At 61.3% G+C, this 23,624-nt stretch carries 12 protein-coding genes and 1 pseudogene; 7 read left to right on the forward strand and 6 right to left on the reverse strand.

Annotation, left to right across the window (positions count from 1 at the left end):
- Positions 1-361 precede the first annotated feature (361 nt).
- The 4 genes from ACCD05_RS08535 to ACCD05_RS08550 all read left to right on the forward strand — a co-directional run bounded on the left by ACCD05_RS08535 (position 362) and on the right by ACCD05_RS08550 (position 7,932).
- Positions 362-2,791 (forward strand): glucose/quinate/shikimate family membrane-bound PQQ-dependent dehydrogenase, encoded by a 2,430-nt coding sequence (locus tag ACCD05_RS08535; protein ID WP_112950009.1) that lies wholly within the window; start codon positions 362-364, stop codon positions 2,789-2,791.
- A 283-nt stretch (positions 2,792-3,074) separates the two neighbouring features.
- On the forward strand, positions 3,075-5,024 hold the full coding sequence (locus ACCD05_RS08540) for a PrkA family serine protein kinase (protein ID WP_018896655.1): 1,950 nt from the start codon (positions 3,075-3,077) through the stop codon (positions 5,022-5,024).
- Between the two features lie 37 nt (positions 5,025-5,061).
- A complete protein-coding gene (locus ACCD05_RS08545) occupies positions 5,062-6,381 on the forward strand; it encodes a YeaH/YhbH family protein (protein WP_112435356.1) in 1,320 nt (439 codons plus the stop codon).
- Between the two features lie 12 nt (positions 6,382-6,393).
- A complete protein-coding gene (locus ACCD05_RS08550) occupies positions 6,394-7,932 on the forward strand; it encodes a SpoVR family protein (RefSeq protein WP_112435357.1) in 1,539 nt (512 codons plus the stop codon).
- 37 nt (positions 7,933-7,969) lie between these two features.
- Here ACCD05_RS08550 and repC read toward each other — a convergent pair whose 3' ends face one another.
- The 4 genes from repC to ACCD05_RS08570 form a co-directional block, all read right to left on the reverse strand.
- Positions 7,970-9,316: a plasmid replication protein RepC gene (repC, locus tag ACCD05_RS08555; RefSeq protein WP_112435358.1), complete on the reverse strand. Its 1,347-nt coding sequence runs from the start codon at positions 9,314-9,316 to the stop codon at positions 7,970-7,972.
- A 155-nt stretch (positions 9,317-9,471) separates the two neighbouring features.
- Positions 9,472-10,476, reverse strand: a complete 1,005-nt coding sequence (gene repB / locus ACCD05_RS08560; RefSeq protein ID WP_112435359.1) for a plasmid partitioning protein RepB — start codon at positions 10,474-10,476, stop codon at positions 9,472-9,474.
- Positions 10,473-11,651 (reverse strand): plasmid partitioning protein RepA, encoded by a 1,179-nt coding sequence (repA, locus tag ACCD05_RS08565; RefSeq protein ID WP_047504819.1) that lies wholly within the window; start codon positions 11,649-11,651, stop codon positions 10,473-10,475. The genes repB and repA overlap by 4 nt, the downstream gene beginning before the upstream one ends.
- Positions 11,652-12,509: 858 nt before the next feature.
- On the reverse strand, positions 12,510-13,625 hold the full coding sequence (locus tag ACCD05_RS08570) for a tyrosine-type recombinase/integrase (RefSeq protein ID WP_112435360.1): 1,116 nt from the start codon (positions 13,623-13,625) through the stop codon (positions 12,510-12,512).
- Between the two features lie 448 nt (positions 13,626-14,073).
- Between ACCD05_RS08570 and scpA the strand changes: the two genes are divergently transcribed.
- The 3 genes and pseudogenes from scpA (at position 14,074) to ACCD05_RS08585 (ending at position 20,349) form a co-directional block, all read left to right on the forward strand.
- The gene (gene scpA / locus ACCD05_RS08575) at positions 14,074-16,227 is read left to right on the forward strand and encodes a methylmalonyl-CoA mutase (RefSeq protein ID WP_112435361.1); all 2,154 of its coding nucleotides are present in this window, start codon (positions 14,074-14,076) and stop codon (positions 16,225-16,227) included.
- A gap of 123 nt (positions 16,228-16,350) precedes the next feature.
- A pseudogene (locus ACCD05_RS08580) lies at positions 16,351-18,363 on the forward strand (PAS domain S-box protein); the annotation flags it as partial.
- 18 nt (positions 18,364-18,381) lie between these two features.
- A complete protein-coding gene (locus ACCD05_RS08585; protein WP_413392107.1) occupies positions 18,382-20,349 on the forward strand; it encodes a response regulator in 1,968 nt (655 codons plus the stop codon).
- A 109-nt stretch (positions 20,350-20,458) separates the two neighbouring features.
- On the opposite strand, the gene ACCD05_RS08590 is transcribed toward ACCD05_RS08585, so the two are convergent.
- Both ACCD05_RS08590 and folD read right to left on the reverse strand, forming a co-directional pair.
- Positions 20,459-22,540 carry a carboxy terminal-processing peptidase gene (locus ACCD05_RS08590; RefSeq protein WP_112950007.1) on the reverse strand — a complete coding sequence of 694 codons (2,082 nt, stop codon included), beginning with the start codon at positions 22,538-22,540 and terminating at the stop codon, positions 20,459-20,461.
- 176 nt (positions 22,541-22,716) lie between these two features.
- Positions 22,717-23,619, reverse strand: a complete 903-nt coding sequence (folD, locus tag ACCD05_RS08595; protein ID WP_112950006.1) for a bifunctional methylenetetrahydrofolate dehydrogenase/methenyltetrahydrofolate cyclohydrolase FolD — start codon at positions 23,617-23,619, stop codon at positions 22,717-22,719.
- Between the last annotated feature and the right edge of the window lie 5 nt (positions 23,620-23,624).

Raw genomic sequence — 23,624 nt, forward strand, 5'->3', positions numbered from 1 at the left:
CCTCGATCCCCTCGCCGCTCGTTATTCATCCGTCTAAAATAGCACTTGCCACCATGCAGCCGCTGGCGATATATCCAGCGCAGGGTTGGAGACGTTAAGGTGCTGTCTCCCTCCGTCGGTGCCTGACGCGTGAACTTCGAACCACGTAGGACGAGCCTGATGGACTTTTGCAGATTTCCCGGATTGGCGCCGAACGCGCCGCTTTTCGTAGATCATGGTTCGCCTGCCTGCATGCGCTCGAAACTGCCACTTTTCGCCTGCTGTCGTTAAGACAGCTAACCGAACGGCGGACGAGCGCGGCGAGCATTTCGCGTTGCAGGCTTTCCATTTTCGTTTGCCGGATATGCAATGAGGCTATTCAATGGATAAATCACCGAACCCACCGGCGCTGTTAGGTCGCCTGTGGCTGGTATTGCTCGGCGTGGTCGTCACGCTCGCCGGGCTGTTTTTCGCGGTCGGCGGCGGCAAGCTCGTCTCGCTGGGCGGCAGCTGGTATTTCCTGCTCGCCGGCATCGGACTTGTGATCGCTGGCCTGCTCATCATCCGGCGCAAGCCGCTGGGCGCCCTGCTCTTCGGGCTCATCTTCGTGCTCTCGGCCATCTGGGCAATCTGGGACGCCGGCTTTGAGTTCTGGCCGCTGATCTCGCGACTGCTGGCGATTGCCGTCGGCTCCGTCGTCGTTGCGCTCTCCTTCCCGCTGCTGCGTCGCTCGGCTGGCCGCACGCCCGCTTACGGCGCTTCGTTCGGCCTTGCTCTGATCCTCGCGATCGGCACCGGCGCAGCCTTCTACGGCATGTTCATTCCGCATCCGCCGGTCGTCGCCACTGGCGCCGGCCCGGCCCGCACGCCGGTCGATCCGGCCCGCGAGCAGAAGAACTGGGAAGCCTACGGCAACACCTCGGGCGGCAGCCGCTTCGCGGCGCTCGACCAGATCAACGTCGATAACGTCAACGATCTGAAGGTCGCGTGGGAATACCACACCGGCGACACGCCGATCAGCCCCGGCGCCAACGGCGCGGAAGACCAGGAAACCCCGCTGCAGGTCGGCGATCGCGTGTTCGTGTGCACCCCGCACAACAACGTCATCTCGATCGATGCCGATACCGGCAAGGAAATCTGGAAGGCCGAGATCAACGCCAAGTCGTCCGTCTGGATGCGCTGCCGTGGCCTCGCTTACTTCGATGCGACGCGTGCGCTCGAACAGCCTTCGGCACCGAACTCCACGCCGGTTACCGCGGTTAACGTCGCACCCGGCGCGCTTTGCGAACGCCGCATCCTGATGAACACGATCACCGCCGAGCTGATCGCGCTCGACGCCGACACCGGCGCTTTCTGCCCCGATTTCGGCACCAACGGCCGCGTCGACCTCAAGGTCGGCATGGGCCAGGCGGCTGATCCGAGCTACGTTCTGACCTCGGCGCCTACGCTTGCCGGCACCACCGTTGTCGTCGGCGGCCGCGTTGCCGATAACGTCAGCACCGACATGCCTGGCGGCGTCATGCGCGGCTTCGATGTCGTGACCGGCCAGCTGCGTTGGGCATTCGACCCGGGCAATCCGAACATCACGCTTCTGCCGCCTCCGGGCGAAAGCTACACGCGTTCGACCCCGAACGTCTGGGCGTCGATGTCTTATGATCCGGCTTCCAACACCGTCTTCATGCCGGTCGGTAGCCCGTCAGTCGACCTTTACGGCGCGACCCGCACGGATCTCGACCACAAGTACGGTGCCTCGATGCTGGCGCTGGACGCCACCACCGGTCGTGAGAAGTGGGTCTACCAGACCGTTCACAACGATCTGTGGGATTTCGACGTTCCGATGCAGCCTTCGTTCATCGACTTCCCGAAGGCCGACGGCACCACGGTTCCGGCTCTGGTGTTCGGCACCAAGGCGGGTCAGCTCTACGTGCTCGACCGCGCAACCGGTCAGCCGCTGACCAAGGTCGACGATGTCCCGGTCAAGCCGGGCAACATCCCGAACGAGCCTTACGCTCCGACCCAGAAGCTCTCCGTCGGCATGCCGCAGATCGGCGCCAAGACGCTGACCGAAAGCGACATGTGGGGTGCGACGCCGTTTGACCAGCTGCTGTGCCGCATTGCCTTCAAGGGCATGCGCTACGATGGCGTCTACACGGTTCCGGGCACCGACCTCGCGCTCAACTTCCCAGGCTCGCTGGGTGGCATGAACTGGGGCGGTCTTTCGACCGATCCGAACTCCAACTACATCTTCGTCAACGACATGCGCCTCGGCCTGTGGATCCAGATGAAGGAAGCCGCACCGACCAAGGCCGTCAACAGCGGTGGTGAGTCCGTCAACACCGGCATGGGCCTCGTGCCGATGAAGGGCACGCCTTACGCGGTCGACAAGAACCGCTTCCTGTCGGCGCTCGGCATTCCCTGCCAGGCTCCGCCCTTCGGCAGCCTGACGGCAATCGACATGAAGACGCAGAAAATCGCCTGGCAGGTTCCTGTCGGCACCGTCGAAGATACCGGCCCGCTCGGTATCAAGATGGGTCTGCCGATCCCGATCGGCATGCCGACGCTCGGCGGCACGCTCGCCACCCAGGGCGGCCTGATCTTCATCGCCGGTACGCAGGACTTCTACCTGCGCGCCTTCAGCACGGCGACCGGCAAGGAAGTTTGGAAGGCCCGTCTGCCCGTCGGCAGCCAGGGCAGCCCGATGACCTACAAGTCGCCGAAGACAGGCAAGCAGTACGTCATCATCTCGGCCGGCGGCGCACGCCAGTCGGATATCCGTGGCGACTACGTCATCGCCTACGCTCTGCCGAACTAAACGTCAGCGCAAAGCAACAGAAAGGGGCCGTTCAGCGGCCCCTTTTTTGTGCATGAACGAGATTTGTCACATATCGTGCAAAAAAGAGTGAAAACCTATCTGCGCCCTTGGCGATCTGCCACGTCGGCTGCATAATGTGAGTCTGACGAGTATCGCGGCTATCGGCTACAGACTGTCCCGAACTTCGTAAGCGCATTGTAATAAAATAGTCTGACGCGTTCTTATCTCGCGAGCCGACACGTAGCGATCCCGTCCTCATTCAACCGGCCGCGGGAGAGCAAAGATGCAGAAGAGCGAAAGCGACGTATTCGATCTGTTTTCGGAGATCTATACGAACGCCGCGCAAGAAGAGCTAAGTCTCCAGGAATACCTCCTGGCCTGCCGTGATGACAAACGACTATATGCCACCGCGCAGGAACGCATGGTGGAAGCCATTGGCGAACCTAAACTAATCGACACCAGCGCCGATGAGCGATTAGGCCGCATATTCTCCAACCGCACCGTCAAGATTTATCCCGCCTTTGCCGATTTCTATGGAATGGAAGACACGATCGAGCGGATCGTCGGCTATTTCAGATATGCCGCGCAGGGTCTCGAAGAGCGCAAGCAGATCCTCTATCTCCTCGGTCCCGTAGGCGGCGGCAAGTCGTCTCTCGCCGAACGGCTGAAGAAGCTGATGGAGCGCTTCCCGATCTACACGCTGGCGATCGACGGACAGGTAAGCCCGGTCTTCGAATCACCGCTGGGTCTCTTCCAGCCGGAGCGCATGTCCGATCTCTTGGAAGACAAGTACGGGATTGCCAGGCGCCGGCTCACCGGGCTGATTTCCCCCTGGGCCACCAAGCGGCTCGACGAGATCGGCGGCGATATCTCGCGCTTCAGCGTCGTCAAGCTGATGCCATCGAGACTTCGCCAGATCGCGATTGCCAAGACCGAGCCGGGTGACGAAAACAACCAGGACGTCTCGGCGCTGGTTGGCAAGGTCGATATTCGGCAGCTGGAGAACTACAGTCAGGCCGACCCCGATGCCTATTCCTACAGCGGCGGCCTCAACCGCACGACGCAGGGGTTGCTCGAATTCGTCGAAATGTTCAAGGCGCCAATCAAGGTGCTGCACCCGCTGCTGACGGCAACGCAGGAGGGCAGCTACAACGGCACCGAAAACTTCGGCGCCTTCCCCTATCAGGGCATCGTGGTTGCCCACTCCAACGAATCCGAGTGGCAGCAATTCAAGAACAACCGCAACAACGAGGCCTTCCTCGACCGTATCCTCGTGGTCAAGGTGCCCTATTGCCTGCGCGTGACCGAGGAACGGCAGATCTACGAGAAGCTGTTGCGCGAAAGCGAGCTCGCCAAGAGCGCCTGCGCGCCGGAGGTTCTTGAAAATCTGAGCCGCTTTACGGTGGCGACACGCCTGATCCGCCATGAGAACTCGCCGCTCTACACCAAAATGCGCGTCTATGACGGCGAAAACCTGAAGGACACCGATCCCAAGGCGAAGTCCGTACAGGAATATCGCGATGTCGCCGGCGTCGACGAAGGCATGAACGGTATCAGCACCCGCTTTGCCTTCAAGGTGCTCTCGGAGACCTTCAACTACGACACCAAGGAAGTCGCCGCCGATCCCGTGCACCTGATGTATATCCTCGAGCAGGCGATCAAGCGCGAGCAGTTTCCGAAGGAAATGGAGGCCAGTTACCTCGACTTCATCAAGTCGGAAATCGCCACCCGCTATGCCGAGTTCATCGGTCACGAAATCCAGAAGGCCTATCTGGAATCCTACAGCGAATATGGCCAAAACCTCTTCGACCGCTACATATCCTATGCGGATGCCTGGCTGGAGGACCAGGATTTCAAGGATGCCGATACCGGGCAGATCCTGAACCGCGAAATCCTGGACAGCGAGCTCTCGCAGATCGAAAAGCCTGCCGGCATCGCCAACCCCAAGGATTTCCGCAACGAAGTGGTGAAGTTCACGCTGCGGGCAAGGGCGCGCAATGGCGGCCGTAATCCGGCATGGACAAGCTACGAGAAACTGCGCGAGGTGATCGAAAAGCGGATGTTCGGTCAGGTCGAGGATCTGCTGCCCGTCATCAGCTTCGGCTCCAAGAAGGACAGCTCGACCGAGAAGCAGCATGACGAATTCGTTCAGCGGATGATCGAGCGTGGCTACACCGCGCGCCAGGTCCGCCGACTGGTCGATTGGTACATGCGGGTGAACAAGGCCGGTTGACGATGCCAAAACCGGAGCCAAAGCGAGGGATTGGCGTATGCCGAATTTCATCGACCGCCGGCTTAACCCGAAGGACAAGAGCCTCGGCAACCGGCAACGATTCCTGAAACGCGCCCGCGACGAGCTGAAGCGGGCGATCAAGGATCAGATCAAATCCGACAAGATAGCGGATGTCGACACCGCCCATGGCGTTCCGATGCCTGCGCGCGGCGCCGGCGAGCCGAGCTTCCGCCCCTCTTCCACATCGGGCAATCGGGAACATGTGCTGCCGGGAAACAAGGAGTTTTCGGCGGGCGACCGGATCTCCAAGCCCGATGGCGGCGCGGGCGGCGGAGGTGGACATGGCGCGGGTGGCGGCGGAAGCGATGACGATTTTCAGTTCATCCTGTCGCGCGAAGAGGTGCTCGATCTTTTCTTCGAGGACCTGGAATTGCCCGATCTGGTCAAGCTGAGCCTCAAGGAAACAGTAACATTCAAGCCGCAGCGCGTCGGCTTCACCACCTCGGGTTCTCCCACCAACATCAATATCGGCCGCACCATGCGCAACAGCTTCGGCCGGCGCATGGCCTTGCAGCGGCCGAGCGAGCGACAGGTGAAGCTCATCACCGATGAGATCGCCGCTCTCGAATCCGAGACGCCGCTCTCGACCGAGACCCGCCGCAAGCTGACAGCCCTACGCGACGAGCTGACGACGCTGGAGCGCCGCCGCCGGCGAATTTCCTATGTCGATCCCGTCGACGTTCGCTTCAACCGCTTCGAGCGCCAGCCGGTGCCGAACGCCAATGCCGTGATGTTCTGCCTGATGGACGTCTCGGCCTCGATGGGCGAGCGCGAGAAGGATCTCGCCAAGCGCTTCTTCGTACTGCTGCACCTCTTCCTCAAGCGCCGTTACGGCCGGATCGACATCATCTTCATCCGGCACACAGACGAGGCGCATGAGGTCGACGAGGAGACGTTCTTCTACAGCAAGCAGAGCGGCGGCACGGTGGTTTCCACGGCACTCGAGGAGATGCAGCGGATCATCGAGTCGCGCTATCCGGCCGACATGTGGAACATCTACGCGGCCCAGGCTTCCGACGGCGACAACAGCAGCGGCGATTCCGAGCGTTGCGCAGCACTCCTGCGCGGCGACCTGATGCGGCTTTGCCAATATTACGCCTATGTCGAGATCATCGACGAACGCGAGACCGAGATATTCGGTGCCACCGACAACGGCACCTCGCTATGGCGTGCCTACCGGACCGTCGATGGCGAGATCCCCAACTTCCACATGGCCCGCATCGCAAGACCAGGCAATATCTACCCGGTCTTTCGCAAGCTCTTCAGCCGCAAAGCCGGCGCGCGTACGCATAACTGAGGGAAGACCGACATGGCGAAGCGAGCGGAGAGTTCCGAGCTGCTGTTTGAAGGCTCCGACTGGAATTTCGGAACACTATCGATCGTCCACGACGCCATCCAGGATATCGCGATCGGCGAGATGGGGCTGGATATCTATCCGAACCAGCTGGAGATCATCTCATCGGAACAGATGCTGGACGCCTATTCCTCAGTCGGCATGCCGCTAATGTACCAGCACTGGTCCTTCGGCAAGCGCTTCATTTACGAGGACAGCCTCTATCGCAAGGGCCACCGGGGACTCGCCTATGAGATCGTCATCAATTCCAACCCCTGCATCGCCTATCTGATGGAGGAAAATACGATGGCCATGCAGACGCTGGTCATCGCGCATGCTTCCTTCGGGCACAACCACTTCTTCAAGAACAACTATCTGTTCCGCCAATGGACGGATGCCGGCGCCATTCTCGGCTACATGGACTTCGCCAAGAAATATATCGCCAAATGCGAGGAGCGGCACGGCACCGAGGCGGTCGAGGCGATCCTCGATTCCGCCCATGCGCTGATGGACAATGGCGTCTTCCGCTACCGCCGCCCTCCCCGCCTCTCCTCCGAGAAGGTGCGCGAGCGGGCGCGTGAACGATTGGAATATGAGGAGCATACCTATAGCGACCTCTGGCGCACCCTGCCCTCTTCCGTCGACAGCCGTGATCCGCACGAGGCGGAGCGCAATGCCTCCGAACGCAAGAAAGCTCTCAACCTGCCGGAGGAGAACCTTCTCTACTTCATCGAGAAACACAGCCTGATCCTGGAGCCCTGGCAGCGCGAGATCCTCAGGATCGTGCGCATCATCGCCCAATATTTCTACCCGCAACGGCAGACCAAGGTGATGAACGAGGGGTGCGCGACCTACGTGCACTACACGATCATCAACCGCCTGTTCGACCAGGGCAAGATCAGCGAAGGCAACATGCTGGAGCTTCTGAGCAGCCACTCCAACGTCGTCTTCCAGCCGGGCTTCGACGATCCCCGTTTCTCCGGCATCAACCCCTATGCGCTCGGCTTCGCGATGATGCAGGATATCGAACGCATCTGCACCAATCCGACCGACGAGGACCGGAACTGGTTCCCCTCCATGGCCGGCAACAACGACCCGATGGGGACTTTGCGCGACGCATGGGCGAACCACCGCGATGAATCCTTCATCCTGCAATATCTGAGCCCAGCCGTGATCCGCAAGTTCCGGCTCTTCCGGCTGTCCGACATGGCGGCCGACAAGTTCTGCGAGGTTTCATCCATCCACAACGAGCGCGGCTACGCGGAAATCCGCTCGGCTCTCGCCCGCAGCTACGATGTCAGCGCCAGGCAGCCCGATATTCAGGTCGTCGACGTCGATCTCCTCGGTGACCGCCGGCTGCGGCTGAAGCACACCGTCAATGACGGCCTTCTTCTCGAAGAGACCAGCCGAAACGAAACCCTCACCCATATCCGCCACCTCTGGGGATACGAGGTTAGCCTCTCCGGCGTCGATGGCGCGACCGGCAACGTTCTTTACGATCATTCGACCGGATAAGGGGCCTGACAAACGACGGACCCGAGCCCCTCCGCTCTCAGCTTTGCAGCGTGACAGGCCCTCCATTGCTGCGGACGAGTGACATCAGCATCGGTCCGATCGCGAACTCACCCTTCTCCGTACGCCGCGTCAGGTCTCTCAGATAGCCACCGGCCGAGTTGATCTTGGTGGCGCGCTGGAGAATGCAGGCGATGACGGTCGCGGCGTTGTCGTAGCCCATGATGGTGCAGGCGTCGTGATAGGCCGACGGTGTGACGCCCAGCATCGATTTGACGACGGATGCCGCGCTGATGAGATCCCGCCAGCTGCGGATGCCACCACCGGGCCCATAGGCTGCGATATCGGGGCATGCCTGCAGCACGAGACCGAGCGGGAAGGATTTCAGTTCCGAACCCCGGTTATCCCCAGCCTTTGATTCGACCGTCAAAGCTCTGTCATGGGAGACAATCATCTTAGGCTCAGGCAGGGACGGATTGATGACAACAGCAGGCGTACCAAATGATGCGTTGTCCGCATCCTTTCGATCTTGCTCGACCTTATACCCATCCGCGTGTTGCTCGTTCGCGATTTGAGCAGGCGCTTCAGAATCAAGAATAGATTCGGAATTGGAATTCTGTATGTGGCGCTCATTTTGATAGGGATTGGCGCTCAAATTTTGCAATTTTATTTGTAGATCCAGATGGTTAAGCACTTTCAGGCGCAAACGTTCGATGAGATCGCAAACAACCTCCAGCTCGGTGGTCGTTGGAGCACGCGGAACGCTCTCGACGATGTCGCGAAACTCGTTGAAAGTCTGAGCCCATTCGCCCGGAACCTGGTCGGCGATCGCGGCTTCGATCAGCTTGGCGATATCCCGGCGAAACAGGCTGATCTGCTCACGCAAATGCTGGACATACAATTTCTCCGCCACGACCTTGGCAGCCAGATGCTCGATCTCCTCGGCGCGGGCAAGCAAAGGCGCAAGCGAAAAGCCGAATGCATCGCGAATGGAGCCGGAGCGATCCTTGCGCGCATAACGCTTTCCGTTCGGGCTGTCCTTGCGGGTCAAAAGGCCGGCATCGACAAGCGCTGCAAGATGACGCCGAATGGTCTGCTCGGCCATCCCATGAGAGCGCAGGGACAGCTGGGCATTCGAGGGAAACACCACCAGCCCGCTTTCTTCCGACAGTTCGTTCTGCGGATAGAAGCTCAGAAGCGCGTTCAACACGGCGAGCGCACGATCCGTCACACCGAGCAAGGGCTTGGCCTCGCACAGAGCGCGGTAGAGCTTCCACTTATCGATCGAATATCCCGGCTTGATCTGCTGGGCTCTGATCTGATTTGCGAGCATGCCAAGCGACATCGCTCGCCGCCCAAAGGGCGTCGTTACAAATTGGCCTTCCATCACCTTCACCTTTTCCAAGGCAAAAGAAGTTCGTCCACCAAAACGGTGCCAAAGATGCTTGACAGTGATTCGAGGAAGTGCGATTCTCTAGCTGCTAAACCAATGAGAAGAGCTTCCGCGACGGCAACGTCCGGGGGCTTTTTTCTTTTGCGGCGCTATCCTTTGCTCTTGTTGTCTACGGACTGCAGGAATTCGCCGTGAAGCGTCTCCATGCGATCATTCAGAAAATCGACGAAACTGGTCGGCACCGCCTTGGTGAAGCTGATGCGCGGACCTGATTTCGGGTAGCTGACGGTGGCCAGAAGAAAACCGTTCGCACGGATCTCGGCCGTCTGCGGTGTCTCGATGGCGGCAGGCTTTGCGGCAGCGGTCTTGAGGGCCGCAAGTGCCAGAGCGAAGCGATCGGTCTCCGAACTGCGTTTGATCTCCGAGAGGGCCTCTTCCACGCATTCGGCGGCATCGGGACGCGCCAGGAAAATATCGACAAACTCGATCCAGCGTCGACGACCGATATCCGGCGCCGAACCGATGACGAGCATGGTGGTGCGCGGAATGGCAGATGCGATGCGCAGCATTTCCGAGATATGCGACTTGCCGGTGGCCAGCGACGCCGAAATGATGTCGCGCTTGTATCCTGCCTGTTCCTGAGACAGCGCGAAGGCGCATTTCTCGATGAAGGACAGATCGTTGCGGTTGGCGTTTTCTTCGCCTTGGAAGACGATCGCTTCTTCGTCCGTGAGCTCACGAACGATCGCCCGAAATTTCAGGCCGAGTTTCTTGGCGGCTGCCAGACGGCGGCGACCGAAGACGATCTGATAGGGCTTGGGGCCATTCTTAAACGGACGGATCAGGCCCGGCACGATCTGGCCGCGCTCGCTGATCGATGCGGCGATATCCTCGATGGCGCTATCGTCATAAGCACCGTCGAAGCGATCGGGAATGGTCGAGGGTGCGACGTCATCGGGATCGACATCGACGATATGGTCGCCATCCTTCAGCAGGCGATCGAGAACCTCGCCCTTCTCCTGAATCTGGCGCACGCCGGCAGCGACCTTCAAAAGGTGCGGCGAAGTTGTCTTGGTCTGTGGCGGTGTCGCCGATGGCTGGTCGAGCTGACCGAGCACATTGGCGAACATGCCCCGAGAGTCTTTGCGGCTCATTCACGCCCCCATGCATTCCAGAGTAGTTTTTCGATCTCGGCGTTCGAGGCGTTGATCGATTCCATTGCACGGTCATAGGTCTTCGGTGCGGAGAACCTGGAGCGCTGCACTTCGTAAAGGCTCTGCTTCCAGGTCAGCGCATCGGCAACGGCCGTGGATTTCGTCACCATGTTCAGCAACAGATCATCGCCGAAGACCTGACGCATCAGCGCGGTCATGTTGGCCTGCGGGTGATCGTTTGCTTCGAACTTGGTGACGAGGAACTTCGCGAAATCCCACTGCGCCGAAGCGCCCATGTCGCTCAGGATCTGCATGTAGGAGGATGCGAGCTCCAGGAACTTGCCGGTGGAATCGACATCCAGCATATGCGCCGGCACCGGAATGATGACGGCGGTCGCAGCGGTCAGTGACGACAGCGTCAGGAAGTTCAGCGACGGCGCGGAATCCATGAGGATCACGTCATAGTCGTCGGCAACCTGCTCGAGCGCCTGCGAGACACGCAGCAGGAAGCTGGTGCCACCGCTCTTGCGCATCTCGAGAGCAACCGCGGTTTCGAACTCGGTGAGGTCTAGACCGGCGCAAATCACGTCGAAGCCTGCGATGTGGGTCTGGTGAATAAGCGAACGCGTCGGCTTCGGATCCTCGAAGCGGATCGCGGCATAGAGCGTTTCGTCTTCGCGCGGATTGAAATCCGCAAGGTTCCCGTGGAGGCTGGTCAGCGATGCCTGCGGGTCGAGATCGACGGCCAGTACGCGGTAGCCCTTGAGAGCGAGATAGTGGCCGAGGTGGATCGTGGTCGAGGTCTTGCTAGATCCGCCCTTGAAGTTGGTGACGGCCAGAACTTGGCAGGCTTCGCCGTTGACGCGCCGCGGGTTCATCCACTTCTTGCGGCCCTTCTCGGCGAGCGTCATGCGCAGTTCGAGTATCTGTTCCAGAGAATACATGCGGCGGCCATTGGCCGTTGTCTCCGGCGCCGGCCCTTTTTCCTTCACGACGATCTGGCGGATGTAGGCTTCGGAGACATCCAGAAGCGACGCGACTTCCGACGACGTGAACTTCCGCAGCTCTCTGCGGGCGTCAGGTGGATATTGTGCCATCGATAGGTTTTGCAGAGCCAGTTCCAGCTTCGTGGAAAAGCTCTGCATGAAGTCGAGGCTGCTCAAGTGCCGGTTCACGATTCTATCCTCAATTCGGGTTCAATAACCTAAGCGCCGAGATGGTTAATGCTGAGTTAACCCGCCTGTTGTTTCGCTAAAAAACGATAATTCGCACTTTTTGCGTAGTTGAAGAAGTAGCGCGATTCGCAATTGGCTGCAAATTGCCGAGTTCCCCGCGGGGAACGTCGATTTGGCCACCCATCAGGCGGCAGCGGCGCTCTGTTCCCCGCGGGGAACTCGATCGGTCGATCGAGGGTGTCGCGCCCCACAGGGCCATGGCCCGGTTGTCGTCGGCTTGCTTCGTGCGCGCCGATGATCGGCGACTGCAGCTGATCCCAGTAAGATCATCGAAACGATAACACGGCCCGCCGTCGGCGTCTCGCCCCGTGAGGGGTTTTGAACAGGTGGTTCACGCGTCGTCGTGCTGCGACCGACGCATGGCCGGCTGCCGTTGGGAGGGCGATGCTACCTGTCCGGTGCCGACGGATGGTGCTCCCCTCTCCCTCCTCGGCCGCATGCCTGAGGCGCGCAAGCCGCCTGTCCGATGTTGTTTGGAGAGAGGTTGTGTGCTGCATCGGTCACACGAGAGCGCCTGCCGGTGCCTCACTCTATATCTCCAGACACCCAAGTCGCGTGCCGGTCGCCGCGATCTCGTATGTCGCCGGATCTTCTCAATCGTGGTGGCGCCGGGTTGGCGATGGCGCCAAAACAGAAAGGGCGCTCAACTCTTTCGAGGAGCGCCCTTCGTTCCCGGACAGCAAAAGCGTGTGAGCTCTCGGCTCACTCTGCAGGCTATCGATACGGGTGTGAAAGATAGATGATGCGGGGATTAGCTGATTTCAAGAGTGGACGGCGGGTGACGAATTGACCGGCGGATTACGTCCCGCCCCCGATAGAGACGTCTTCGCTCCGACCTTCATTTTCAGTCGCAACCGCGGGCGAGGGGTTGCGCTCGCGCCTTCGAGCCCGAGCCGGGTTGCCGGATCGCAATCCCTGAGCAGACACCGATGACGGATCGATGCCCGCTTTCTTCGCACGAGTCTTGACGATCAGATTGACCGACTGCGGTGTCAGCATCCGTCGCGAGACATTGCCCCATTGATCGATTTTCCGGAAGACGGGACCGGTATCTATGTCGCCTTCCCGTATCCATTCCATCAGTGCCTTGGCCGCCTCGCCAGACAGGTTCAACTGGTTGCCGCGTTCCGCCGCGCCGATCCTGACGGTCAACCGAGTGCGACGGGAATGCCTTTTGTGAATATCGTTGCCGCCTCCGAAGGACAGGTCTTCGACGCGGAGATTGGCGACATCCGCGCGACGCTGGCCGCCGGCCTCTGCCGCCAGCAACAGGATCGCGCGATCGCGGCGACCGACGATGCCGTCTTTCTTGCAGGTCTGGAGAAGACGGCGGAGGATATCGTCTGTTATTGGCATGGCGCTCATTGCGACCGGCGTGTGCCCGCCATTGTGCTTCGCCTGCTTGATGGCCCCTTTGACAGACGCGCTGTCGAAGGGGCCGGACAGGCCACGCTCTCGCGTCAGCAATGCCCAACTTGCGATCCGCCGACGAACGGTCGAAGGGGCATGTGGGAGGGAGCCTCTGAGAAGGGTCCGCTGGCGCAGACTGTCCTCGACGTGGCGCGGCATGCAATCACTCTGTCCATCCGGCGCATCGGCTGCACAATGAAGGTGCTGCGAGATGAAGGCGTGAACCATCTCTTCTGGCGTTGGCCAGGGCAGGGGCCTCTCAGTGGTGGCGCGAGCCCAAGCCTGAAGATAACCCAAATCAGAGGCGAGAGCGCGGAGTGTATTCTGCGCGATATTTCTCTGCGCCAGTCTTTTCAAGATAAGGGTATCTTCGTCCGTCAGTAGCTGCGCGAGCTGATCGCGCCGGTCGAATGGGAAGATGCTATCAAGAATGTCGAGCGTCTCCGCGCGCGAAAGCGCCTGCGGATCGAGCGTCTCTTGAATATTGGGGTGAATTTTCCGCATGCCGTGCTGATCGTCAACCGTAGAAAGTCGCGACTATACAGACTCTCCGACTCGATAGCGATCACTATCGATAACTGGCAAAAATGATCCCCGAAAATGGCTCGTACGAGTCAGTAAAGAAAACCGCTCGTTATCTTCCGTATTGGAAAAATACCGTTTCAAAACAATGCAATGCTGATGGTGAATCTTCTCTGAAGATCGCACTCTTCGCGCTCGCTCCAATGCAAACTGTATAGCAATTACCGTGCGATCTGGCAATCGCCTCCAGGCCTAAGCGCCGTTTTCATCAGCGAAATCGCCGCCTTCTTTCCCAATCGAACGCCGGTCTTCGCGGCAGCGGAATAATCGGCCAGGCGGAAAGAGCTGTCATATTTATAGCCTCAGCGCCCTCGCATCCTGCGCAGATAAAATGCTAGCCTGCCGTAAAAGAAGACTGCGGAGGCTTGATATGACGAAGAAGACGCTTGGCGAGAGGACACTGGGGGACTGGCAGGCGCTTGCCGAGAAGGAACTTCGCGCTTCGCCGGATACGCTCGTGTGGAAGACGCCCGAGGGAATAGACGTCAAGCCGCTCTATACCGAAGCCGATCAGAGCGCTGTCGCGCAGCCGGGCTCGCTTCCGGGCTTCGCACCCTTCACCCGCGGTCCGCGCGCGACCATGTATGCGGGCCGGCCCTGGACGATCCGGCAATATGCCGGCTTCTCCACCGCCGAGGCATCCAACGCATTTTATCGCAAGGCACTGGCCTCAGGCCAGCAGGGCGTTTCCGTCGCCTTCGATCTCGCTACCCATCGCGGCTACGATAGCGACCATTCGCGCGTCGAGGGGGATGTCGGCAAGGCGGGCGTCGCGATCGACAGCGTCGAGGATATGAAGATCCTGTTCGACGGCATTCCGCTGGAGAAGGTCTCGGTGTCGATGACGATGAACGGGGCGGTGATTCCGATCCTTGCGAATTTCATCGTCGCCGGGGAAGAGCGAGGCGTGTCGCGGGCCGCCCTTTCCGGAACCATCCAGAACGACATCCTCAAGGAGTTCATGGTCCGCAACACCTACATCTACCCGCCCGAGCCCTCGATGCGGATCGTCGCCGATATCATCGAGTACACCTCCAGGGAGATGCCGCGCTTCAACTCGATTTCGATTTCCGGCTATCACATGCAGGAGGCAGGCGCGACGCTGGTGCAGGAGCTTGCCTTCACGCTGGCCGACGGGCGTGAATATGTGCGGGCGGCGATTGCCAAGGGGCTCGATGTCGACGAGTTCGCCGGCCGCCTGTCCTTCTTCTTCGCGATCGGCATGAACTTCTTCATGGAGGCCGCCAAGCTGCGCGCCGCGCGCCTGCTGTGGACGCGGATTATGGAAGAGTTCGCGCCGAAGAAGGCGTCGTCGCTGATGCTGCGCACGCATTGCCAGACGTCGGGCGTCTCGCTGCAAGAGCAGGATCCCTATAACAACATCATCCGCACCGCCTTCGAGGCAATGTCTGCCGTGCTCGGCGGCACGCAATCGCTGCACACCAATTCCTTCGACGAAGCGATCGCGCTCCCCACCGAATTCTCATCGCGCATCGCCCGTAACACCCAGCTGATCCTCCAGCACGAAACGGGCGTCACCAAGGTGGTCGATCCGCTGGCCGGATCCTACTACGTCGAGAGCCTGACCAACGAGCTTGCCGAAAAGGCCTGGGCGCTGATCGAAGAGGTGGAAGGGCTCGGCGGCATGACCAAGGCCGTCAACGAGGGGCTGCCGAAGCGGCTGATCGAGGAAGCCGCGACCCGGCGGCAGGCTGCGGTCGACAAGGGCGACGAGATCATCGTCGGCGTCAACAAGTACCGGCTGGAAAACGAAGAGCCGATCGACATTCTCGATATCGACAACAGCGCCGTGCGGGCCTCGCAGATCAAGCGTCTGGAAGAGACGCGGCGGCGCCGCGACGCGGCCAAGGTTGCGGAAACGCTGGACCGGTTGCGCGAGGTGGCTGAGAGCGGGGAGGGCAATCTGCTGGAGGCTGCGGTGGAAGCGGCGCGGGCGCGCGCCAGCGTCGGCGAAATCTCGGATGCGATGCGGCGTGTTTTCGGCGATCACACGGCGGAGCCCGAGGTCGTGAAAAACGTCTATGGCAATGCCTACAGCGATGAGCCGGAGCTGCAGCAGTTGCGGACGCGGATGACCGCGATTTCCGAAGCACTGGGCGGGGCGCCGAAAATCATGGTCGCCAAGCTCGGACAGGATGGCCATGATCGCGGCGCGAAAGTCATCGCTTCGGCCTTCGGCGACATCGGCTTCGATGTGCTGGCGGGGCCGCTGTTTCAAACACCGGAGGAAGCGGCGAATCTCGCGATTGCAAGCAAGGTGCATGTGGTCGGCATGTCGTCGCTGGCCGCCGGCCACAAGACACTGGCGCCGCAGCTGATCGATGCGCTGAAGGCGAAGGGCGCCGAGAACATCATCGTGGTGGTCGGCGGGGTCATCCCCCGCCAGGACTATGCGTTTCTCACGGAGCATGGCGTCGCGGCGGTGTTCGGGCCCGGAACCAACGTCATGGATGCCGCCAATTCGGTTCTCGACCTCCTTGAAGGCAAGCGCCGCAACCAGTGAGTTGGTCGTCTTCCCCTGTCGCCCGGTTCGGCCGCTAATATAAAGCGCTGGCTTGCGCTCCGCCCCACTTCCCCAAGTCGATGTTTCCGCTACATAACTGGCGGGAGCAACCGGTCGACGTCCATGAAACCTGATGAATTTGATTTTCTCGCCCATGACGGCGAGCTCGCCCGGCTTATCCGCGGCTTCGACTGGGAGAAGACGTCTCTCGGTCCACCTGCGCTTTGGCCGAACGCCGTGAAGGTCACGACCTCGACCATTCTGCAGTCGCCGGTGCCGATTGTGACGCTATGGGGCGAAGACGGCGTCATGATTTATAATGATGCCTATTCGGTCTTCGCCGGCGGTCGGCATCCGCAGCTCCTGGGATCGAAGGTCCGCGAGGGGTGGCCCGAAGTCGCCGATTTCAACGACAATGTCATGAAGGTCGGACTGGCCGGCAAGACGCTCGCCTATCAGGATCAGGAGCTGACGCTGTTCAGAACGGGCAAGCCCGAACAGGTCTTCATGAACCTCGATTATTCGCCCGTCATGGACGAGGACGGTCGTCCGTGCGGGGTGATCGCGATCGTGGTCGAGACGACGGCAAAGGTGGCAGCGGAGCGCTGGCGCAATGGCGAGCAGGAGCGGCTGCGGCGCATGTTCGAGCAGGCGCCGGGCTTCGTCGCGATGATGCACGGCCCTCGTCACGTCTTCGAGCTGACCAACGCGGCCTATAACCAGCTTGTCGGCGGGCGTAGTGTTATCGGCATGTCGGTGCGCGATGCGCTGCCGGAGCTTCGCGGGCAAGGCTATTACGAGCTGCTTGATCAGGTTTACACATCGGGCGTCGCTTATGAGGGACGCGCGCTGCCTGTCGACCTGCAGGTTTCGCCCGACGATCCGGTAGAGCGCAAATATGTCGATCTCGTCTATCAACCGGTGACGGAACCGGATGGCAGCATCGTCGGCGTCTTCGTGCAAGGGTCCGATGTCACCGACCGCGTCGCGGCCGAGGAGGGGCTGCGGGCATCCGAGCGGCAGAGCCGCCAGATCATGGACGGGGCCATCGACTACGCCATTCTCGCTCTCGATCTGGATGGGATCATCCTGCGCTGGAACGAGGGCGCGCGCCGCATTTTTGGCTGGACCGAAGACGAGGTCGCTGGCAAGCATTGGCAACTGCTCTTCACGCCCGAGGATCGCGCGGCCGATAAGGCGAACGAGGCGATGGCTGCGGCACTGAGACAGGGCAACGCCCATCACGACCGGTGGCATCTTCGCAAATCCGGCGAACGCTTCTGGGCCAATGGTGAGATCCGCCCGATCCGCGACGAGGATGGAACGCCCGTCGGCCTGGTCAAGGTTCTGCGTGACCGCACGGAAGAGCACCTGACGGCGCTGGCGCTGAGTGACGCAGAGGCGCGGCTGCGCCGGGCGCAGGAAGCCGGTGGCGTCGGCGTCTTTTCGCTCGATCTGGAAACCAATGTCCTCAACGCCACGCCTGAATTCTGCAAGATCTACGGATACGAGGATGCCGGCGATGTCCGCATCGAGACGCTGGAAGGGCTGATCGTCGAGGAGGACCGCGAGATCAGCTCCAACGGCAGGACGCGCGCGGCGGGCGCCTCGCCCCTGAACGTCGAGTATCGCATCCGCCGCGCCGATAACGGCCAGAAGCGTGTCATCGCCCGCAAGGGAGAGTTCGAGCGCGACGCCAGCGGCAAGCCGCTGCGCTTCGTGGGCGTCGTGCAGGATGTGACCGACCGGCGCAAGGCGCAGCGTGAACTGAGGGAAAGCGAGGCGCGGTTCCGCGCGCTCGCCCAGGCTATCCCCAATCACGTCTGGACGGCGCGGCCCGACGGCCAGCTCGATTGGTTCAACGAGCGCGTCTATGAATATGCCGGTGCCGCACCCGGCGAACTCGATGGCGGCGCCTGGACCAAGATCGTCCATCCCGACGATTTCACCGCCATGGCCGACCGCTGGCGATCCGCCTTGTCATCGGGTGAGGCCTATGAGACCGATCTCAGGCTGCGGCGCGCCGATGGCTCCTATCGCTGGCACATCGCTCGCGCGGTACCGTCGCGCGACGAGGATGGCCGCGTTTTCCGCTGGATCGGCACCAACACCGACATCGAGGACCAGCGCGAGACCCGCGCGAAGCTTGAGGCGCTGAACGAAACGCTCGAGCAGCGCGTCGCCGAGCGCACCGCCGATCGCGACCGGATGTGGCGGCTGTCGACCGATATCATGCTGGTCGCCGATTTCGAGGCCAAGATAACGGCGGTCAATCCGGCATGGAAGACGGTCTTCGACTGGGAGGAGAGCGAGCTCATCAACCGGTCGTTCCTCGACTTCATCCATCCCGAGGACATGGCGACGACGCTGGCCGAAGTCGGCAAGCTCAGCGAGGGCGCAACGACCTTGTCCTTCGAGAATCGTTACCAGGCTAAGGACAAGAGCTACCGCACCATTTCCTGGACCGCGGTTCCCTATGACGCGTCAATCCATGCGGTCGGCCGCGACGTGACGGAAGAGCGCGAGGCGGCTATCGCGCTCCGCAACACCGAGCTTGCCCTACAGCAGGCCCAGAAGATGGAGGCCATCGGCAATTTGACCGGCGGCGTCGCGCATGACTTCAACAATTTGTTGCAAGTGGTGGCGGGCAATCTCCAACTGCTGTCGCGCGACGTTATCGGCAACGACAAGGCGCAGCGCAAGATCACCAACGCGCTGGCCGGCGTGGAACGCGGCGCCAAGCTTGCGGCCCAGCTCCTCGCCTTCGGCCGCAGACAGGCGCTCGATCCCCGCGTCGTCAATGCCGGCCGGTTGATCCGCGGCATGGACGAGATGATCCGGCGCACGATCGGCGAAGGCGTCGAGGTGGAGACCGTCGTCTCGGGCGGGCTGTGGAACACGCTGGTCGATCCGATGCAGATCGAGAACGCGCTCCTCAATCTCGCGATCAATGCCCGCGATGCGATGGAGGGCTTCGGCAATCTGACGATCGAGGCCGGCAACGCCTATGTCGACGACGCCTATGCAAGGCAGCATCAGGATGTCGTGCCCGGCCAGTATGTGTCGATTTCGGTGACCGACACCGGGGCGGGCATACCTTCCGACCTCTTGGACAAGGTGTTCGAGCCGTTCTACTCGACGAAGCCGGAAGGGAAGGGGACGGGGCTCGGCCTCTCCATGGTCTATGGTTTCGTCCGGCAATCGGGCGGACATGTGAAAATCTACAGCGAGGTTGGACACGGAACGACCGTGAAGATGTATCTGCCGCGTTCGCTGCAGCAGGAAGACCTTCAAGTCATCGATCCGCATGCCCCCGTCGAAGGCGGGCCGGAGACTATTCTGGTCGCCGAGGATGATGAAGGCGTGCGCACCACCGTGGTCGAAATGCTGCAGGAACTCGGCTACCGCGTTCTGAAGGCAGGCGATGCGGCGGCCGCTCTTTCGGTCATCGAAAGCGGTATCCACATCGACATGCTCTTCACCGATGTCGTCATGCCCGGACCGCTGAAAAGCAGCGAGATGGCGAAGAAGGCGAAGGAGCGCTTGCCGGGCCTCGCCGTTCTCTTCACCTCCGGCTACACTGAAAATTCCATCGTTCACGGCGGCCGGCTCGATCCCGGCGTGCAGCTTTTGTCGAAGCCCTACACACGCGAGGCGCTCGCCCGCAAGATCCGGCATGTCATCGACGAAACGCAGAAGAACGCGGAGCGCCGAAAGGAGACGTCCATCGCAGCCATACCCGCGCCCGTCTCGCCGGCCGCGTCGCAGGCGCTCCGGGTGGTTCTGGTCGAGGACAATGCTCTGATCAGGATGGCAACCGCCGACATGCTGGCCGAACTTGGCCATGAGGTGATCGAGGCCGAATCCGCCGAGGAGGCGCTTCCGCTCTTTGGCAGCGAGCCGATCGATGTGCTGGTGACCGATCTTGGTCTGCCAGGCATGTCCGGAGACGATTTCTGTCGCGAGGTACGCAAGCGCTGGCCTGAGATCGGCATCGTTTTCGCGACTGGTTCGGAGAAGAAACCCGAGATGGACGACAGTTCCAGGACGGTCCTGCTGCTCAAGCCACACGGGCTGGATGAGCTGAAAAATGCCTTGGACGCTGTCGGGGGCACGAGCTGAGCGGGCGATGCCGCTCGGAAAGGGTAGGCGAGCGATACTCTGCTCTCAAGGTTTCAAAGCGGACGGCCAAACCCTGGCCGTCCGCTTTTCCAATTGACCGGTGTGGCCCTTACCGAGTGCCTGCCTGCAAGCCGGCCGCATCGGAGAGGATCGCGGTTGCTTCGTTCAAGAGAACGTCCTTGGCCTTCTTGCGCGCATTCTCAAGCGCGATATCGGCCGTCAGGCTGCGCTCGTTGGATTGCAGGCCGTCGTCGTTGGTGGTGTCGACGCCATCGTCCAGCTGTGCGCGCGACTTCAGCCGGTTTTCGCGGGCGGTCAGTTCCTTGCGGCGGTCGGCTTCGTTGAGCGAGATCACGCCCTTGTCGCGCTGCGCCTTCAGTTCGGCAACGTCCTCGATAAGACGCTGGAAGTCCGGGTCGGTTTCCACACGCTTGTCGTGAAGGGCCTGCAGCTTCGGCAGTTCCGCCTTGAGGTTGCCGGCCTGCTTGTAGCGGGCGGGCTTGATCTGCGCCCAGGGGAGCGCGTTGTCGTAGCTGGTTTCGCCGAAGGTCTTAGGGTCCGAGAGACCGGGCAGGGCGATATCGGGGGTGACGCCGCGCAGCTGCGTGGTACCGCCGTTGACGCGGAAGAACTGCGCGATCGTCAGCTTCAGCTCGCCGAATTTCGGCTTGTCGTTGCGCGCCACCTGGTCGAGATTGACCACGGTCTGCACGGTGCCCTTGCCGAAGCTCGGTTCGCCGATGATCACGCCACGGCCATAGTCCTGGATAGCGGCCGCGAAGATCTCGGAAGCGGACGCCGAGCCGCGATTGATCAAGACGCCGACCGGGCCGGTCCATGCCGGCGTCGGCAGATCGTCGCTTTGAACCTCGACCTTGCCATCGGCGCCGCGCTGCTGGACGACCGGGCCCTTGCCGACGAACAGGCCGGTGAGGTCGATCGCTTCGGCGAGCGAACCGCCGCCATTGTTGCGCAGGTCGATGAGCACGCCGTCGACCTTCTCCTGCTTGAGTTCGGTCAGCAGCTTGGCGACGTCGCGGCTGGCGCTTCTGTAATCCTTATCGCCCTTTCGGCGGGCTTCGAAGTCTTCGTAGAAGGCCGGCAGCGTGATCACGCCGATCTTGCGGGTGACGTCGCCATCCTTGACAGGGAGAACGGCCTTCTTGGCTGCCTGCTTGTCGAGGCTGATCTTGTCGCGCACGAGGCTGATGACGCGATGACCACCATCGGCGCCGGCGTCGGCGGGCAGGATATCCAGGCGGACGATGGAATCCTTCTCGCCGCGGATCAACTGCACGACTTCATCGAGACGCGTGCCCATCACTTCCTTGATCGGACCGTCGGCGCCCTGGCCGACACCGGTGATGCGGTCGCCGACCGCGAGCTTGCCGGATAGCTGCGCCGGGCCGCCGGGAACGAGTTCGCGGATCGTCGTGTAATCGTCTCGCTCCTGCAGCACCGCGCCGATGCCAACCAGCGAGAGCTTCATCGAAATATCGAAATCGGCCGATGCGGTGGCGCCGAAGTAGTCGGTATGCGGATCGATCGATGTCGAATAGGCGTCCATGAAGGACTGGAAGACGTCGTCGCTCTTGTATTTATAGGCGCGCTCGAGCGCGTTCTTATAGCGCTTGTCGAGCGTGTCGCGAATGGTGGCTTCGGTCTGGCCGCCGAGTTTCAGCCGAAGCCAGTCGGCCTTCACCCGCTTGCGCCAGAGATCGTTGCTCTCGGCTTCGGATTGCGGCCAGGGTTTATCGTCGCGCACCAGCGCGTAGTCTTCCTGCGCGGTGAAATCGAAGCCCTTCTTCAGGAGATCGCGCGCATAGGTCATGCGATCGACGATGCGCTGTTCGTAGAGGTTGAAGATCGAGAAGGGGAGCTTCAGGTCTTCCGTCTTGATCGCGTCGTCGATCTTGGTGCTGTCGGCCATGAAGGTGTTGATGTCCGACTGCAGGAAGATCATCCGATCCGGATCGAGCGACTTGATGAAGCGATCCATGATCTTGACGGAGAGGCTGTCGTCGAGCGCGACCGGCCGATAGCTGTAGCGCGTCAAGAATTGCGCGCTCAGCTGTGCCGCCTGCTCCTGCTGCTTTTGCGGCGCCAGAACCGGCACCGCTCCCATGTCCAGCGCATGGGCCGTGGGCGCAATCGCCAGGAGAATGCCGAGGAAACTGTATTTAATGCGCATCAAGCTCTGATCCAATTCCGACTGCTCGCGTTTGTCTACAATGTAGGTGGAGCAATTATGGTTTTTTAGCAACCGGGTTGATTGGACGGACGAAGGCTGACGACGATATCATCTACAACTTTTGGTGAGACCGGCGTTATGGCGGGCACTCGCGGGGATAAGGACGTGCCGCGACATCAGAAGCGCGGCGGCTGAATGCCCTGAGATCGGTATGCCGCGATCACCGTATTGGCCATCAGCATGGCGATCGTCATCGGCCCGACGCCGCCGGGCACCGGCGTTATCGCACCCGCGATCTCGCTGCACTCCTCGAACGCCACGTCGCCGACGAGATGGGTCTTGCCCTCGGCATTGCCCTCCACCGGCACGCGGTTGATGCCGACATCGATCACCGTTGCGCCAGGCTTCACCCAATCCCTGCCGACCATCCGCGCCCGGCCGACCGCCGCCACAAGAATATCCGCCGTCCTGCAGATCGCGGGCAGGTCCCTCGTGCGGGAGTGCGCGGTGGTCACGGTCGCATTGGCGGCAAGGAGAAGCGCCGACATCGGCTTGCCGAAGAGGTTCGATCGGCCGATGACGACGGCGCTGAGCCCCGAGAGATCGCTGCCATGGACGCCGCGAACAAGCACCATGGCGCCGGCGGGGGTGCAGGAAATCAGCCCTCCATCGAGATCGCCGGTCGCAACCTTGCCGGCATTGACCACGTGCAAGCCATCGACATCCTTCTCCGGACGGACCGATTGCGTGATTTTCTCGGCATCGAGATGGGACGGCAGCGGCAGTTGCACGAGGATGCCGTGCACGGCCTCGTCCTCGTTCAGGCTTGCAACGAGGGCTGCGATTTCGTCCTGCGTCGACGTCGCCGGAAGCGAGTGCTGGATAGAAGTGAAACCGCAGTCCTTGGCCATCCGCCCCTTGGCGCCGACATAGGCGTGGCTCGCCGGATCGTCGCCGACGATGATCACCGCCAGCCCCGGGGGCACGCCAACGCGATCACGCAAAGCCTCGGTCGCGGATTTCACGGATTGGATGACGGCGGCGGCGGATTGCCGTCCGTCGATCAAGCGAGCAGCCATCGAAG

The sequence above is a fragment of the Rhizobium sp. Rhizsp42 genome (assembly GCF_047304155.1).
Taxonomy (GTDB): Bacteria; Pseudomonadota; Alphaproteobacteria; order Rhizobiales; family Rhizobiaceae; genus Rhizobium.

Excerpts from the sequence above, each read along its gene's own strand:
- ACCD05_RS08535 (WP_112950009.1), top strand. The coding sequence starts at position 362 with ATGGATAAATCACCGAACCCACCGGCGCTGTTAGGTCGCCTGTGGCTG.
- ACCD05_RS08540 (WP_018896655.1), top strand. The coding sequence starts at position 3,075 with ATGCAGAAGAGCGAAAGCGACGTATTCGATCTGTTTTCGGAGATCTAT.
- ACCD05_RS08545 (WP_112435356.1), top strand. The coding sequence starts at position 5,062 with ATGCCGAATTTCATCGACCGCCGGCTTAACCCGAAGGACAAGAGCCTC.
- ACCD05_RS08550 (WP_112435357.1), top strand. The coding sequence starts at position 6,394 with ATGGCGAAGCGAGCGGAGAGTTCCGAGCTGCTGTTTGAAGGCTCCGAC.
- repC (WP_112435358.1), bottom strand. The coding sequence starts at position 9,316 with ATGGAAGGCCAATTTGTAACGACGCCCTTTGGGCGGCGAGCGATGTCG.
- repB (WP_112435359.1), bottom strand. The coding sequence starts at position 10,476 with ATGAGCCGCAAAGACTCTCGGGGCATGTTCGCCAATGTGCTCGGTCAG.
- ACCD05_RS08570 (WP_112435360.1), bottom strand. The coding sequence starts at position 13,625 with ATGCGGAAAATTCACCCCAATATTCAAGAGACGCTCGATCCGCAGGCG.
- scpA (WP_112435361.1), top strand. The coding sequence starts at position 14,074 with ATGACGAAGAAGACGCTTGGCGAGAGGACACTGGGGGACTGGCAGGCG.
- ACCD05_RS08590 (WP_112950007.1), bottom strand. The coding sequence starts at position 22,540 with ATGCGCATTAAATACAGTTTCCTCGGCATTCTCCTGGCGATTGCGCCC.
- folD (WP_112950006.1), bottom strand. The coding sequence starts at position 23,619 with ATGGCTGCTCGCTTGATCGACGGACGGCAATCCGCCGCCGCCGTCATC.